The organism is Polaribacter sp. 2405UD43-2 (assembly GCF_058147125.1).
Map to the genome: position 1 here is coordinate 265,854 of NZ_JBYVJX010000003.1, position 15,419 is coordinate 281,272.

The following is a 15,419-nucleotide window of genomic DNA, read 5'->3' on the forward strand; positions in this document are numbered from 1 at the left end:
ATAAATAAAATTTTACAAACTCAATAAAAACCAAATGCTAAATCCTACTAAAAAAATGATACCAACAATACTTAAAATGCATAAATAAATTCCTGGTCTGTGCTTTTCTGGAGTATGTTTTCCTGTAATTAGTTTGTAGTTTAAAATGGCATAAAAAGGAGCAGTTAAAAAAGATAGAATTGTAGCTATTTTGACTAACAACCCCATATTATCCATAAAATATTTTAGGATTAAAAAAGTTCCAGAAAAAAGAAAAACAATCCAAAACCAATATCCGAATTTAAAATCTTTATTCCACAATAGTTTTGTAGTTCTGTTCATTGCTCTAGGTGAAGCATCCATTGTTGTAATAGTTGTACTGAACATAGTTGTAAATGCAGCAATAGCAATAAAAATGTAAGAAAACTCGCCCAAGTTATGAGTGTATAGTTTAATTAACTGACTTGCAAAAACTCCTCCTTTATTAGAGAATGTTTCTCCTGATTTATACATTACTAATGCACCTAAAAGCACAAAACAAATTCCTAAAAAAAGTGTGCCAATATACCCAACATTAAAATCGAAAACTGCATCTTTTCTTTTGGTTTTTAGAACCGTGGTTTTATCCTTTTCTACAGACCAAATAGAATGCCAAATAGAAACATCTAAAGGAGCTGGCATCCAACCTAAAAAGGCAATTAAAAAAGTAAGTTCAACTGCTCCTGAAGGAATTATCTGTGTGACATCAAAAGTGTCTTTGGTACTAAATAAAGCTACAGCTACAGCAATAATTGTACTAATGGTAAGAATAACAATAATGTATTTCATCACATTATCTAACAATTTGTATTTACCAACTACTAAAAATATCAAACTAATAAACATTAGTAGTGTAGCCCATAAAACTAAATCGTTTGTAAAACCAAAAAGTTGAGATGCCAAACCAGCAGTAACAATAGTTACAGCTGCTTGTATGGTAAACATTGTGGCAAAATTTAGAAGGTAATAAGCAACTAAAACTCCTTTGCCTAATTTACGATAGCCATCTAATAAAGTTTCTCCTGTTGCAGCTGCATAACGTGGACCGAATTGAAAGAAAGGATATTTAAACAAGTGAACCAATAACAAAGCCCAAATTAATCCAAAACCAAATTCTGCGCCAGCTCTTGTAGATTGTACTAAGTGTGATACTCCAATTGCTGCACCTGCAAATAATAAACCAGGTCCTAAAGATTGTAAGAATGATTTTTTCATTTAAGACCTCTTAATAATCTCTGCCAACAACTTTTTTGCACGTAATAATTTTACTTTTACATTGTTCATTGGTTCATTAATATGTTCAGAAATTTCTTTATAACTTAATTCTTGAAAATAACGTAATTGGATGATTTCTTGGTATTTAGGTTTTAATTGTTTAATGTCTTTTAACAATTTTGCTAAATTTTGTTCGGTTATAATTTTGTCTTCTGGAGTAGGGTTTTCATCAATAACTAAATACGCTTTTTCCTCTTGTTCTTTTGTAGTGTTGGTTGCAATAGAAATCTTTTTTTTGCGCAATAAATCTATATGAACATTCTTAGAAATGGTAACTAACCAAGTTTTAAAAATGTATTTATCATTATAAGTATCAATCTTATCAAAAGCCTTAGAAAATGTCTGAATTGTAATATCTTCAGCATCATTTTCACTCTGAGTTCTTTTTAGTTGATAATTATAAACATCACTCCAAAAAGTATCTAACAAGTAGCTAAAAGCAGACTGACTGCCTTTTTTAGCTCTAGAAATTTGTATTTTAAGTTTATTATTGTCTATTTCCAATGATTTGGTTTTGACGACAAATTAGTAATAAAAATCGAAAACTGAAATAGTATCAATCCAATTTCTAAAAAAGGTAAAAAATAAATGATTTGTGGTTCTTTTAATTTTTGTGATGCTAAACCCACAACAAGAAATTGAACTAAAAAATAAGATAAAAAGACAGGTAATATAATTTGCCAAGGATAAAACAAAAATAGCAGAGAAGCTAAAACATAAAAAAATACTTTAGAAACAAAGAATAAGCCTAAAAAGAATTTATGGGTAAACTTGTAATGATTTGCAGTAGAAATGTGTCTTCTTTTCTGACGAAACCATTCTTTAAATGATGTTGGAGCTAAAGATTCTGTAAAACTTTTTTCTGAGGTACAAATTACTGTATTCTCTTTATTAGCAGCATCTTGTATAAATAAATCGTCATCTCCAGATTTAATATGTATATGATTGATGAACCCTTTTACGTTAAAAAATTCTTCTTTTTTATAAGCTAAATTTCTGCCAACAGCCATATAAGGAAAACCTATTTTTGCATAACTAAAATATTGAATTGCAGTTAATAGTGTTTCAAATCTTACCAATAAGTTGACAAGTGAATTTTCTTTTTTGTACTTGCCATATCCTAAAATAATGGTTTTTTCATCAGAATAATTCTGACTCATTTCTGATATCCATTTGTTAGAAACAGGTTTACAATCTGCATCTGTAAATAATAAATGTTGGTTTTTGGCAGCCTTAATTCCTAAAGTAAGCGCGTATTTTTTATTTCCCCAAAAAGCTTCAATATTTTTTACATCAATAATTCTAATGTTCTTATTTTCTTTTTTAAACGATTGCATAACATTGGCAGTTTCATCAGAAGAAGCATCACTTATCAACACAATTTCAAAATCCGTATATTTTTGATTGATGATTAAAGGAAGAAATTTTTGCAAATTCTCAGCTTCATTTTTTGCACAGATAATAACAGAAATAGGAATTTCAGAAGACTTTCTATAATCTTTTTGATTGTCAAACAAAAAAGTAGAAAATACTAAATAATATAAAATTTGAATGACCGTAAATGCTACAAAAAAGTAGAAAAGTACAGTAACCATCATTTAGAAAAAAAGGAATTAATTGTGTTGAGGTTCAGAGCAAGACTCAAACTGATCTGGTGTTTTTCCACAAAATCCACAAGCTTCTCCATCTTTGTTTAAAACAGGGTTTTGGCTGGCACAAGTTCCTGCAAATTTACCATCTTTTTTTGTCCAAATTTTAATGGCAATTCCAGCAACACCAAGACCTAACAAACCTAAAGTAAGCAATAATAATTTCATAAAAAATAATTGAATAGCAAAGATACATATTCTTATTTTCTCTTTAAAAATCTTCATCAAATATTTTATAAAGTGACTTTTTTTATCTTTAGGTGTCATAAGAAATGATATCAACGAATATTAATTAACTAAACATTTTACATTATGAAAAAATATTTTGCTGAATTATTTGGAACTTTCTGGTTAGTTTTTGGTGGATGTGGTAGCGCAATTTTTGCTGCTGGTTATCCAGAATTAGGAATCGGTTTTGTTGGAGTTTCTCTGGCTTTTGGTTTAACCGTTTTAACAATGGCTTACGCTGTTGGGCATATTTCTGGAGGGCATTTTAACCCCGCAGTTTCTTTTGGTCTTTGGGCTGGAGGTAAGTTTTCTGCCAAAGAATTAATACCTTATATAATATCGCAATTAGTGGGCGCAATTTTAGCAGCAGCAGCTTTGTATTTAATTGTTACAGGAAAATCTGGTTTTGAATCTATTGGTGGTTTTGCTGCGAATGGATATGGAGAATTATCTCCAGATAAATATTCTATGCAATCTGCATTTATAGCAGAGTTTTTACTAACAATGTTTTTCTTATTAATTATTTTAGGAAGCACAAATGATAGAGCTCCTAAAGGATTTGCACCCATTGCAATTGGTTTGGGTTTAACCTTAATTCACTTAATTAGTATCCCAATAACAAACACATCTGTAAATCCTGCACGTTCTATGAGTCAAGCAATTTTTGCTGGCGGAGAATATTTAACGCAATCTTGGTTGTTCTGGGTTGCTCCAATAGCAGGTGCAATAGTTGCCGGTTTTATACATAAAGTATTATTTGATAAAGAATAATTTTAACCCCTAACTTAATGCCAAACCAGATAAATGTAATGTTTATCTGGTTTTTTTATTGTATGATATTAACCTCAATCTCTAAATCTATTTGAAATTTTTTTTTGATTGATTTTTGAATTCTTATAGCAAGCTGATAAATTTCTTTTCCAGAAGCATTTCCATAGTTTACCAAAACTAAAGCCTGTTTTTTGTGAACTCCATAATCTGAAAAACGCTTACCTTTAAAACCAGCTTTTTCTATTAACCAACCCGCAGGAACTTTTACAGTTTCTTCTGATACTGGATAACTTGGAATCTGTGCATATTCTTTTTGAAGTTTATTAAAAAGTGATTTTGAAATGACAGGATTTTTAAAGAAACTACCGCTATTACCAATCTTTTTTGGGTCTGGTAATTTACTTTGTCTAATAGAAATTACTGCATTAGAAACATCTTTTAAACTTGGTTTGTCTATTTTTTTTAATGCTAACTCAGAGGCAATTGCACCATAAGAAATATTTAAATGATGCAGGTTTTTAGTCAATTTAAAACTTACAGAAGTTAAGACATATTTGCCTTTAGCTTCATTTTTAAAAACGGAATTTCTATATCCAAACTTACATTCATCTGCAGCAAAAGAAACCAATTTACCAGTTTTAATTTCTACAGCTTCAACTTTTGTAATTACGTCTTTTACTTCAACTCCATAAGCGCCAATATTTTGAATTGGGCACGTACCAACTTTTCCTGGAATTAGAGACAAATTTTCTAATCCACCATAATTATTATCAACACACCATAACACAAATTCGTGCCAATTTTCGCCAGCATTTACGGTTATATAAACACTGTTATTATCTTCTTTATCAATAGAAATTCCTTTGATATCAATATGTACAACTAACTTATTAATATTTTTTGTGAGCAATATATTACTGCCTCCAGAAAGTAAAAAAATATCTTTTTCAACTTTTAAAAGTTGTTGTAATTGATAAACTGAATCTACAGAAATAAAACGTTTTGTAGTAACATCAATACCAAAAGTATTGTAGTTTTTTAAGGATATGTTTTGTCGAATATTCAATTAATTTGGATATTGTTTTAAAGCTTCCGCTAAAATTTCTACAGAACGTATTAGGTCTTTTTTATTTAGAACATAAGCAATTCTTACCTGATTTTTTCCTTCTCTAGGAGTTGAATAAAATCCGCTTGCGGGAGCTACCATAACAGTCTCGTTATTATGATTAAATTTTTCTAACATCCATTGTGCAAAATCATCAGAATCTTTTACAGGTAGTTCTACAACGCAGTAAAAAGCACCTTTTGGTTTGGCAACTTTTACGCCATCAATTTTTTGTAACTCTGTAATTAAAGTATTTCTTCTTTCAAGATATTCTGTTTTTACATCATCAAAATAACTTTGCGGTGTTTCTAAAGCAGCTTCAGAAGCAATTAAAGCATATGTTGGCGGACTTAATCTTGCTTGTGCAAATTTTATTGCAGTAGAAATAAACGTATCATTTTTAGAAACAATGCAACCAATTCTTGCACCACACATACTGTAACGTTTAGAAACAGAGTCTATTACAATTGCATTTTGTTCTAAACCATTTAAAGACATTATAGATGTATGTTGTAAACCATCGTAGGTAAATTCTCTGTAAACTTCATCTGCAATTAAAAACAAATCGTGTTTTAAAACAATTTGTTTTAGCTTATTAATTTCTTGTTCAGAATATAAATATCCTGTAGGATTTCCAGGATTACAAATTAAAATTGCCTTGGTTTTTGGGGTAATTAGTTTTTCGAAATCTTCAATTTTTGGAAGCGAAAAATTATCTTCAATTTTAGAAATTACAGGAACCACTTTTACACCAGATGCAGTAGAAAAACCATTATAATTTGCGTAAAAAGGCTCAGGAATTATAATTTCATCACCAGGATCTGTGATACTTCCAATAGTAAATAATAATGCTTCAGAACCACCTGTTGTTGCAACTATATTATTTGCAGAAATATGAATATTATTTTTTTTGTAATAATGGGTTAATTTATTTCTGTATTCTTCAGAACCTTCAGAACGCGCATAAGCCAAAGTCTCTATAGTATTATTTTTTACAGCATCTAAAGCAATTTGTGGCGTTTTTATATCGGGTTGTCCAATATTTAAATGAAAAACTTTAGTTCCTCTTTTTTTTGCATCTTCTGCATAGGGCACCAATTTTCTTATTGGCGATTCTGGCATATGTTTTCCTTTGGTAGATATTGAAGGCATAATAATATTTTAAGTATTTCTCGATGCAAATTTCCGAAATATATTTTATTTATAGCATTTTATTGTATAAAGTTTAATGGTTAAAATTTTGCTAAAAAACAGAAAGATATGTTCTTATAGTTGTATATTGTATTTGCAAAATACTTTCAAATTTGAAAAAAAATTCCATTATTTTATTACTGATTTGCTTTTCAATGCATTCTTTTTCTCAGAATGGATTTTATTTTAATGGAGCCAATAAAAAAAGACAACAGCTTCGTTTTAAGTTAATTAATAACTTGATTGTGATTCCTTTAGAAATAAATGGTAAAGAGTTATCATTTATTTTAGATACTGGGGTTAATAAAACAATTCTTTTCAATTTATCTGAAAATGATAGTATTGGGTTATTGAATACAGCAAAAATTACTTTGCGGGGTTTGGGTAAAGGTAAACCTGTGCCTGCTTTGGTATCAAGAAAAAATACATTTAGAATAAAAAACTTAGTTAGTAATAATGAAACAGTTTATGTTATTTTAAAAGGTAATTTTGATTTATCGAGTAAAATGGGAACCACAATTCATGGAATAATTGGGTACAGTTTGTTAAAGGATTTTATTGTACGGGTAAACTATAAAACAAAAAAGCTCGATTTCTATAACCCTAAAACTTTTACTTACAGAAAATGTAGAAAATGCGAAACGATTCCTTTTACTTTTTATAGAAAAAAACCATTTATAAATGCTAAAATTGGTTTAGATACTATTGGCAGTAAATTAGTAGATGTAAAACTATTAGTAGATTCTGGAGGTAGTGATGCATTGTGGCTTTTCGAAAACTCTAAAGAAGTAATAAAAACACCAAAACGTTTTTTTTATGATATTTTAGGTGAAGGTTTAAACGGACCAATTTTTGGTAATAGAAGTAGAATTTCTAAATTTAAATTAGGAAAATTTGAAATTAAAAAACCTACGGTTTCTTTTTTAGATTCTGCTTCAACTCATAATGCTAGAAATTTTAAAGAAAGAAATGGCAGTATTGGAGGTAATATTTTAAAACGTTTTAAAGTTTGGATAGATTACCCAAATAAAAAATTTACTTTTAAAAAGAACGGATCTTTTAAAAAAGGTTTTAATTACAATATGAGTGGTTTAGATGTTGTTTATGCAGGTAAAGAAATAATAAAAGAAAAGAAAGCACAAAGAATTATAGATAATTATTCATTTAATAAAGGACCATCTAATAATAATGCCAACACAATTTCATTTATCACTAGCTATGAGTATAAATTTAAACCTTCATACAAAATTAAAAATGTTATCGTAAATTCTGCTGCAGATAAAGCTGGTTTAAAAGTGAATGATAAAATTTTAAGTATAAACGGAAAGCATACTCATAATTTTACCTTAGCAGATATTATTTATAGATTTCAAGAAAGGGAAGGTAAAAAAATAAGAATGACAGTACAGAGAAAAGGAGTAATTTTAAAATTTAAATTTAGATTAGAAAAGAAAATTTAACTGTCAGAAAGCATACTTTTTTGTTTTTCTAGCGTAATTCCTTTATTAACAAAACCTTTTATTCTAATCACTTTTCTATTTTTTTTTGCGTTCGAAAAAATAGTTATCAATTTAGAAAAACCACCAACTCTATTGGTATCGTAAGAAACTTTAATTTCGCCTTTTTTACCAGGCATAATAGGTTTTTCTGGTTTTTGGGGTATTGTACATCCACAAGTAGAAGTTATGTTTCTGATAATTAATGGTTTATCGCCAATATTTGTAAAAACAAAAACTCTTTCTCCGTTAGAACCTTTCTCTATTTTACCATAATCAATTACTAATTTTTCAAATTTAAACTCTTGAGCGGTTGTAGATAAACTAATCAATCCAACTATAAATAATGTAAAAAATGTTTTCATTTTATTTGCTAATATATCCTTTAATTTTAATTCTTTTTCTTTTGTTTTTTGCGTTCGAAAAAATAATGATTTCTTTAGAAAATCCACCAGCTTTAGAAGTGTCATATGCTACAGTTATAGTTGCCTTTTCGCCAGGCATAATTGGTTTTTCTGGTTTTTTTGGAATTGCACAATCGCAAGAAGTTTTAATTTCTTTAATAATTATAGGAGCATTACCAATGTTAGTAAATTCAAAAATGCGTTTGCCATCTGCACCTTTTTTAATTTTTCCATAATTGATAATTTCTTTTTCAAATTTAAACTCTTGAGCAGAAATTGCAACAGAAATTAACAAAGCAACTATTAATAGAAATCCTTTTTTCATACTACAAATTTACGATTTTTTAATGATAAAAAAATCAACCTCACATTTTCTCTTGAAAATAGATAATTGTATTTTTGCCAACTATATATCAAAAAAGATACCAAAGTATGATAATTCCATCTAAATACGATGCAAGACAAGTAGAAGATAAATGGTACAATTACTGGATGAAAAATAATTATTTTCATTCAACACCAGATGAAAGAGAACCTTATACCATTGTAATTCCACCACCTAACGTAACAGGAGTTTTACATATGGGGCATATGTTGAATAACACCATTCAAGATGTGTTAATTAGGCGAGCACGTTTGTTGGGTAAAAATGCTTGTTGGGTTCCTGGTACTGATCACGCATCTATTGCTACAGAAGCAAAAGTTGTTGCCAAGTTAAAGGAGCAAGGAATAGATAAAAACGATTTAACTCGCGAAGAATTTTTAGCACATGCTTGGGAATGGAAACACGAATATGGAGGCATTATTTTAGAGCAACTAAAAAAGTTAGGAGCTTCTTGCGATTGGGAAAGAACTGCGTTTACAATGGATCCAGAAATGTCTGAATCTGTCATAAAAGTATTTGTAGATTTATATAACAAAGGCTTAATTTATCGTGGTTACAGAATGGTAAATTGGGATCCTGAAGCAAAAACCACACTTTCTGACGAAGAAGTAATTCATGTAGAAAAACAAGGAAATTTATATTATTTAGAATACAAAATAGAAGGTTCTGATGATACATTAACTATTGCAACTACAAGGCCAGAAACCATTTTTGGAGACACCGCAATTTGTATCAATCCAAACGATGAGTGCTTTACGCATTTAAAAGGTAAGAAAGCAATTGTTCCACTTTGTGGAAGAGTTATTCCGATTATTGAAGATGAATATGTAGATGTTGAGTTTGGTACAGGATGTTTAAAAGTTACACCTGCGCACGATGAAAACGATAAGGTTTTAGGCGATAAACACAATTTAAAAGTAATTGATATTTTTAATGATGATGCTTCTTTAAACTCTTTTGGATTGCATTACGAAGGAAAAGACAGATTTGTAGCTCGTAAAGAAGTGGTAAAAGAATTAGAAGCAAAAGGTATTTTAGTAAAAACTGAAGTTCACACAAATAAAGTTGGAACATCAGAGAGAACCAAAGCTGTTATAGAGCCAAGATTATCAGATCAATGGTTTTTAAAGATGGAAGAATTAGCTAAACCAGCAATAAAAGCGGTTTTAGGAGATGATACAGATATCAATTTATATCCGAAGAAATTCGAAAATACTTACCGTCATTGGATGGAAAACATCAGAGATTGGAATATTTCTCGTCAATTATGGTGGGGACAACAAATTCCTGCTTATTTCTATGGAGATGGAAAAGAAGACTTTGTTGTAGCAGAGAATATTAATGACGCTCTTGAGCTTGCGAAAGAGAAAACTAATAACTCAAAACTAACAACTAACGACTTGCATCAAGACGAAGATGCTTTAGATACGTGGTTTTCTTCTTGGTTATGGCCAATGTCGGTTTTCGATGGAATTAGAAATCCAGAAAATGAAGAAATTAAATATTATTATCCAACAAACGATTTAGTTACAGGTCCAGATATTTTATTTTTCTGGGTTGCACGTATGATTATTGCTGGATATGAATATAAAGATGAAAAACCTTTTGAAAATGTATACTTAACAGGTTTAGTACGCGACAAACAACGTCGTAAAATGTCTAAATCGTTAGGGAATTCACCAGACGCGTTAAAATTGATTGAAGATTACGGAGCAGACGGAGTTCGTGTAGGATTATTGTTAAGTTCAGCCGCAGGAAACGATTTAATGTTCGATGAAGATTTATGTCAGCAAGGAAAAGGTTTTGCAAACAAAATTTGGAACGCTTTCCGTTTAGTAAAAGGTTGGAAAATTGATGAATCTTTAGAACAACCAGAATATGCTAAAATTGGATTAGAATGGTACAACGCGAAGTTTCAAACAGTATTGGAAGAAATCGAAGATCATTTTTCTAAATACCGTTTATCAGATGCTTTAATGGCAATCTATAAATTAATAATGGACGATTTTTCTTCTTGGTTATTAGAAACTGTAAAGCCAGCTTACCAACAACCTATTGATAAAAAAACATACAATGCTGTTATTGCTATCTTTGAAGATAATTTAAAAGTATTGCATCCTTTTATGCCTTTTTTATCAGAAGAAATTTGGCAATATATTTCTGAAAGAACCCCAGAAGAAGCGTTAATTATTACTAAATATCCAGAGCAAAAAGCATCTAATGAGCAACTTATAAAAGAATTTGAGTTTGCTGCAGAAGTTGTTTCAGGAATTAGAACGATTAGAAAAAACAAAAATATTTCGTTTAAAGATGCAGTTGAATTATCAGTTGTAAATAATGAAAAATTCACTACAAATTTTGATGTAATTATTCAAAAACTAACAAACGCATCTATAATTAATTATGTTTCTGATAAAGTTGATGGAGCTTCGTTTAGAGTAAAATCGAACGAATATTTTATTCCTATTGCAGAAGAAAATATAGATGTCCAAGCAGAAACTAAAAAGTTACAAGCTGAGTTAAAAAGAGCAGAAGGTTTCTTATTTGGTATTCAAAAGAAATTATCTAATGAGCGTTTTGTGTCTAATGCGCCAGAGCAAGTTATTACTTTAGAACGTAAAAAAGAAGCTGATACATTGGCTAAAATTGAGACTATTAAATCTAGTTTAGCAAGTTTAAAATAATGTAACTGTCTAACTTTAAGTATAAAGTCTTTCTAAAATTAGAAAGACTTTTTTTTATTTATAAAAAAATAATTACTTTTTTATACTAAAAAATAGTTATAAAAGTTATAGTATAAACTAAAAACATTTTAAAATGAAAAAACTAATTATTGCCCTAGCAGTAATCGCATTTGCAACTTCTTGTGTTTCTAAAAAGAAATATGTTGCCTTAGAATCTCAGTATAAAAATACCAAAGGTAATTTACAAAAGACAACGATAGAAAAAGAAGCATTAGAAGCCAAATTTGCAAAAATTGAAAAGCGTGTTGAGATTTACAATAACAAGATTAATTCTTTAAAAAGTGAGAATGTCACTTTAGAAAAAGAAAACGAATTAAAGTTAGATACTTATGGTAATGTTGCGGTAATTTCTAAGAAAGGAAGAAAGCAAATGAATGAAACATTAAAAAAAGTAAATCCTGAAAAATTAGCAAAAGCCAAAACATTAAAAGATTCTTTAAATTTAGCAATTTCCCATAATTTTGTTAGAAAAGCGTTGGGTAAAACAGAGTTTAACAATTCTGATGATATAGATATTGATATCGATCAAACTGTGGTTATGATTTCTATTTCCGATAAACTACTTTTTAACACAGCTAGTTATCAAATAAAAAGAAGCGGATATGAATTAATTACTAAGTTGGCAGATATTATACAGTCTGAACCAAGTATGGATGTAATGATTGAAGGTCATACAGATTCTAGAACTATCAGTAATGAAAAAGTTCAAGATAATTGGGATTTAAGTGTAAAAAGAGCAACATCTATTGTAAGACTTTTACAAAATAAATTTAATGTAGAAGGAAGTAGATTAATTGCTTCTGGTAGAGGAGATACAATGCCTTTGTTCCCTAATACTAGTAAAGAAAACAGAGCTAAAAATAGAAGAACAAGAATTGTAATTCTACCAAATTTAAATAAGTTTTTTGCTTTGTTAACAGAAGAAGGAGTTATAGAAACAAAATAGAAAGTTAACTTTATTAAAAACTCTCTTTTGTAAAAATTACAAAAGAGAGTTTTTATTTAATCGAAAAGAATTCCACGAGGCTCCAGTCTCGGGGTTTCCGTTGAAACTGTCATTCCCGTGAAAACGGGAATCTAAACACGGAATTTTGGTTTATAACAAAGCTTCTCTTAATAACGTAATTGGATGTTTTGCAGTACGTTTTGTGCCATCAAAAATTTGATGTCTGCAACTTGTTCCGGCAGCAGCAATTTCTGTATCGGCAGTACAATTTCTTACTTTTGCAAACAATGTATCTTCGCCCACTTGCATAGAAACATTATAATGTTCTTTTTCGTAACCAAAAGAACCTGCCATTCCACAACATCCTGTATTTAAAATAGTTACAGAATAATTTTTAGGAATATTTAACATTTGAAAACTCGCAAAAGTTCCTGTTAATGACTTTTGATGACAATGTCCATGCACTTTTACAGCCTTAGGCTGTTTTGTAAACATATCTTCATGGATATTCTTGAGTTCAAGTTCTTTAGCTAAAAATTCTTCAAAAGTAAAGGTGTTTTTTGCAATTTTTTCTGCGGATGCTTTATCATCAGCCAATCTAATATATTCATCCCTAAAAGTTAAAATTGCTGAGGGTTCTATTCCTATTAAAGGAGTTTTATCAGTAATTAAATCTTTAAAAATTGCAATATTTTTGTCGCAAACTTCTTTGGCTTGTTTTAAAAAACCTTTAGAAATATAGCTTCTTCCGCTTTCTTGGTGATTGATAATTTGTATATCATATCCTAATTTTTCTAAAAGATAGAAAGCGTCTTTACCAATTTCTACATCATAAAAGTTGGTAAATTCATCGTTAAATAGGTAAACTTTTTTGTCATTTAAACCTTGTGGAGACATCTTTTCATTTACAGATTTCTCCATTTCAGTCGAAATGACATTCTGATTTTTAATACCATTTTGCTTTTTATACCAACTATTCAATGTCTTTTTTGCTAGTTTTGGTACACTTCTTTGTTGAGTAACTCCCATTGCAGATTTTGCTAATTTTGTATTTAAAATTAAGTTTGATAATGTTGGTATAAGGCTTCCTAATTTGTTTAGTTTGGCATTGTTAGCAAATAATTTATTTCTAAAAGAATAGCCATTTGTTTCTTGATATTGATATAAAAACTCAGCTTTCATACTAGCAACATCAACATTACTAGGACATTCTGTGGCGCAAGCTTTACAACTTAAACAAAGGTCTAAAACTTTTTTAAGTTCTTTAGAGTCAAATTTGTTTTTTGAGGTATTGTTGGTTAAAACTTCGCGCAGCATATTGGCTCTTGCTCTTGTGGTGTCTTTTTCGTCTTTTGTTGCTCTGTAACTTGGGCATAGCATTCCGCCAGCTTCTACAGGTTTTCTACAATCGCCAGAACCATTGCATTTTTCGGCAAGTTTTAAAATACCTTCGCTATCAGAAAAATCTTGTATGGTTTTAATTACAGGTTCTGTTCTATCAATTTTATAACGGAGGTTTTTATCCATAGAAAAAGCATCTGTAATTTTTCCTTGGTTAAAAATGTTATTTGGGTCAAAAGCTTTTTTAATTCGTCTTAAAAGTTGATAATTTTGTTCACCAATCATTAACGGAATAAATTCTGCACGTACAATTCCATCTCCATGTTCACCAGAAAAAGACCCTTTATATTTTTTAACTAATTGCGCAGTTTCTGTAGTAATTTTTCTAAAAAGACCAACATCTTCTTTTTTCTTTAAATTCAAAATAGGACGTAAATGCAGTTCGCCAGCACCAGCATGGGCATAATAGACAGCATTCTGCTGATATTTACTCATTATTTTAGTGAATTCCTCTATATAATCTGGTAAATCTTCTAAAGCCACAGCTGTGTCTTCTATACAAGCAACTGCTTTCATATCACCAACCATATTTCCTAAAGCACCTAAACCAGCTTTTCTTAAATAATGCACTTTAGCAATGTCTTGTCCAAATACTTTTGGATGATGATACCCAAACTTATTTTTTTCTAAATCTGCAATTAAATTGTCTGCTAAAGTTTCTGCTTCTTTAATGGTATTTGCAGCAACTTCTAACATTAAAACGGCTTCTGGATCACCTTGTAAAAAGAATCTGTTTTTAGCCAATTCTCTGTTGTTTTTTGTACAATCTAAAATGGTTTTGTCCATCAATTCACAATTATACAAACTATGATTCATTGCTATTAAAGTAGCTTTTAAACTCTCATTAATACTTGTAAAATGAGAACAAACCATAATGCTTTTTTTAGGTGGTAAGTTGTCTAATTGTAGGGTAATTGCTGTTGAAAAAGCCAAAGTTCCTTCACTTCCTGTTAAGAGTTTTGCAACGTTTAGGGTTGGTTTTTTTCCTCCAAACAAATCTGATTTTAAAAATTCATCTACAGCATAACCTGTGCATCTTCTGTGAATCGTTTCTTTTGGAAACTCATTTTTTATTTCTTTCTGAATTTCTTTTGAAGAAAGTTCTTTGTAAATACTTTTATATATTTTTCCTTCTAAGGTGTTTTCTTTGGTTTTTTTGATAAATTCACTTGAAGTTATTTCTTTAAAAACTGCTGTGCTTCCATCGCTTAAAATAGCATCAATTTGCAAAACTTTATCGCGTGTAACACCATATTTTATTGATGTACTTCCAGAAGAATTGTTGCCCACCATTCCGCCAATCATACATCTGTTTGATGTTGATGTGTTTGGACCAAAAAACAACCCAAAAGGTTTTAGGTAGACATTTAAAGAATCTCTTACAATTCCTGGTTGTAATTTTATGGTTTTTGCTTTTTCATCAAAAGAAATAATATTGGTAAAATGTTTAGAAACATCTACCACAATTCCGTCTCCAACACATTGTCCTGCTAAAGAAGTTCCTGCTGTTCTTGGTATTAATGTGATGTTCTTTTTAGTAGCAAAATCAATTAAAATTTTAATGTCTTTTTCATTTTTAGGAAATGCAACTGCTAATGGAATTTTACGATACACAGATGCATCTGTAGCGTATAATGTTTTGTGTAAATCATCAAAAAGAACATCGCCTAAAAGTGAGTTGTGTAAAGCTTCTAAAGTTGCATTTTGAATCATCAATAAAATTTATAATTTACAAATATCTGAATAATATTTTCAATAATACTCAATAGCTTCAGAGTTTCAGAATTTTTATGAATTTGTTAATTA

The 15,419-nt window shown here is 29.7% G+C and carries 13 protein-coding genes; 4 read left to right on the plus strand and 9 right to left on the minus strand.

The genetic code is table 11. The features are described from left to right. Nucleotides 1-12: 12 nt before the first annotated feature. The 4 genes from ACY2RX_RS06435 to ACY2RX_RS06450 are packed head-to-tail and all read right to left on the minus strand — an operon-like array spanning nt 13 to nt 3,110. A complete protein-coding gene (locus tag ACY2RX_RS06435) occupies nt 13-1,233 on the minus strand; it encodes an Nramp family divalent metal transporter (protein WP_490103148.1) in 1,221 nt (406 codons plus the stop codon). After that, complete coding sequence (locus ACY2RX_RS06440) at nt 1,234-1,797, minus strand: RNA polymerase sigma factor (protein ID WP_490103149.1); 564 nt, start codon at nt 1,795-1,797, stop codon at nt 1,234-1,236. It abuts the gene before it with no gap. Next, nucleotides 1,788-2,891: a glycosyltransferase gene (locus ACY2RX_RS06445; RefSeq protein WP_490103150.1), complete on the minus strand. Its 1,104-nt coding sequence runs from the start codon at nt 2,889-2,891 to the stop codon at nt 1,788-1,790. Before ACY2RX_RS06445 ends, ACY2RX_RS06440 begins: the two co-directional genes overlap by 10 nt. 15 nt (nt 2,892-2,906) lie before the next feature. After that, a complete protein-coding gene (locus tag ACY2RX_RS06450) occupies nt 2,907-3,110 on the minus strand; it encodes a membrane or secreted protein (RefSeq protein ID WP_490103151.1) in 204 nt (67 codons plus the stop codon). Between the two features lie 144 nt (nt 3,111-3,254). On the opposite strand from ACY2RX_RS06450, the gene aqpZ reads away from it, so the two are divergent. Continuing rightward, nucleotides 3,255-3,941 (plus strand): aquaporin Z, encoded by a 687-nt coding sequence (aqpZ, locus tag ACY2RX_RS06455; RefSeq protein WP_490103152.1) that lies wholly within the window; start codon nt 3,255-3,257, stop codon nt 3,939-3,941. 55 nt (nt 3,942-3,996) lie between these two features. Here aqpZ and murB read toward each other — a convergent pair whose 3' ends face one another. Further along, nucleotides 3,997-5,007 carry a UDP-N-acetylmuramate dehydrogenase gene (gene murB / locus ACY2RX_RS06460; protein ID WP_490103153.1) on the minus strand — a complete coding sequence of 337 codons (1,011 nt, stop codon included), beginning with the start codon at nt 5,005-5,007 and terminating at the stop codon, nt 3,997-3,999. Further along, nucleotides 5,008-6,198 carry a pyridoxal phosphate-dependent aminotransferase gene (locus ACY2RX_RS06465; protein ID WP_490103154.1) on the minus strand — a complete coding sequence of 397 codons (1,191 nt, stop codon included), beginning with the start codon at nt 6,196-6,198 and terminating at the stop codon, nt 5,008-5,010. It abuts the gene before it with no gap. Between the two features lie 194 nt (nt 6,199-6,392). Between ACY2RX_RS06465 and ACY2RX_RS06470 the strand changes: the two genes are divergently transcribed. After that, entirely contained in the window at nt 6,393-7,697 is a 1,305-nt protein-coding gene (locus ACY2RX_RS06470; protein ID WP_490103155.1) for a pepsin/retropepsin-like aspartic protease family protein, read from the plus strand. Here ACY2RX_RS06470 and ACY2RX_RS06475 read toward each other — a convergent pair. After that, nucleotides 7,694-8,098, minus strand: coding sequence for a DUF1573 domain-containing protein (locus ACY2RX_RS06475; protein WP_490103156.1), 405 nt, complete (start codon nt 8,096-8,098; stop codon nt 7,694-7,696). The genes ACY2RX_RS06470 and ACY2RX_RS06475 overlap by 4 nt on opposite strands. A gap of 1 nt (nt 8,099) precedes the next feature. Further along, the gene (locus tag ACY2RX_RS06480; RefSeq protein ID WP_490103157.1) at nt 8,100-8,462 is read right to left on the minus strand and encodes a DUF1573 domain-containing protein; all 363 of its coding nucleotides are present in this window, start codon (nt 8,460-8,462) and stop codon (nt 8,100-8,102) included. Between the two features lie 107 nt (nt 8,463-8,569). Here ACY2RX_RS06480 and ACY2RX_RS06485 point away from each other — a divergent pair, with 107 nt between their 5' ends. Next, nucleotides 8,570-11,206 (plus strand): valine--tRNA ligase, encoded by a 2,637-nt coding sequence (locus ACY2RX_RS06485; protein WP_490103158.1) that lies wholly within the window; start codon nt 8,570-8,572, stop codon nt 11,204-11,206. A gap of 133 nt (nt 11,207-11,339) precedes the next feature. Continuing rightward, nucleotides 11,340-12,212: an OmpA/MotB family protein gene (locus ACY2RX_RS06490; RefSeq protein ID WP_490103159.1), complete on the plus strand. Its 873-nt coding sequence runs from the start codon at nt 11,340-11,342 to the stop codon at nt 12,210-12,212. Between the two features lie 150 nt (nt 12,213-12,362). Here ACY2RX_RS06490 and ACY2RX_RS06495 read toward each other — a convergent pair whose 3' ends face one another. Next, a complete protein-coding gene (locus ACY2RX_RS06495) occupies nt 12,363-15,326 on the minus strand; it encodes an FAD-binding and (Fe-S)-binding domain-containing protein (protein ID WP_490103160.1) in 2,964 nt (987 codons plus the stop codon). Nucleotides 15,327-15,419 lie beyond the last annotated feature (93 nt).

Excerpts from the sequence above, each read along its gene's own strand:
- ACY2RX_RS06435 (WP_490103148.1), bottom strand. The coding sequence starts at position 1,233 with ATGAAAAAATCATTCTTACAATCTTTAGGACCTGGTTTATTATTTGCA.
- ACY2RX_RS06445 (WP_490103150.1), bottom strand. The coding sequence starts at position 2,891 with ATGATGGTTACTGTACTTTTCTACTTTTTTGTAGCATTTACGGTCATT.
- ACY2RX_RS06450 (WP_490103151.1), bottom strand. The coding sequence starts at position 3,110 with ATGAAATTATTATTGCTTACTTTAGGTTTGTTAGGTCTTGGTGTTGCT.
- aqpZ (WP_490103152.1), top strand. The coding sequence starts at position 3,255 with ATGAAAAAATATTTTGCTGAATTATTTGGAACTTTCTGGTTAGTTTTT.
- ACY2RX_RS06465 (WP_490103154.1), bottom strand. The coding sequence starts at position 6,198 with ATGCCTTCAATATCTACCAAAGGAAAACATATGCCAGAATCGCCAATA.
- ACY2RX_RS06470 (WP_490103155.1), top strand. The coding sequence starts at position 6,393 with ATGCATTCTTTTTCTCAGAATGGATTTTATTTTAATGGAGCCAATAAA.
- ACY2RX_RS06475 (WP_490103156.1), bottom strand. The coding sequence starts at position 8,098 with ATGAAAACATTTTTTACATTATTTATAGTTGGATTGATTAGTTTATCT.
- ACY2RX_RS06480 (WP_490103157.1), bottom strand. The coding sequence starts at position 8,462 with ATGAAAAAAGGATTTCTATTAATAGTTGCTTTGTTAATTTCTGTTGCA.
- ACY2RX_RS06485 (WP_490103158.1), top strand. The coding sequence starts at position 8,570 with ATGATAATTCCATCTAAATACGATGCAAGACAAGTAGAAGATAAATGG.
- ACY2RX_RS06490 (WP_490103159.1), top strand. The coding sequence starts at position 11,340 with ATGAAAAAACTAATTATTGCCCTAGCAGTAATCGCATTTGCAACTTCT.
- ACY2RX_RS06495 (WP_490103160.1), bottom strand. The coding sequence starts at position 15,326 with ATGATTCAAAATGCAACTTTAGAAGCTTTACACAACTCACTTTTAGGC.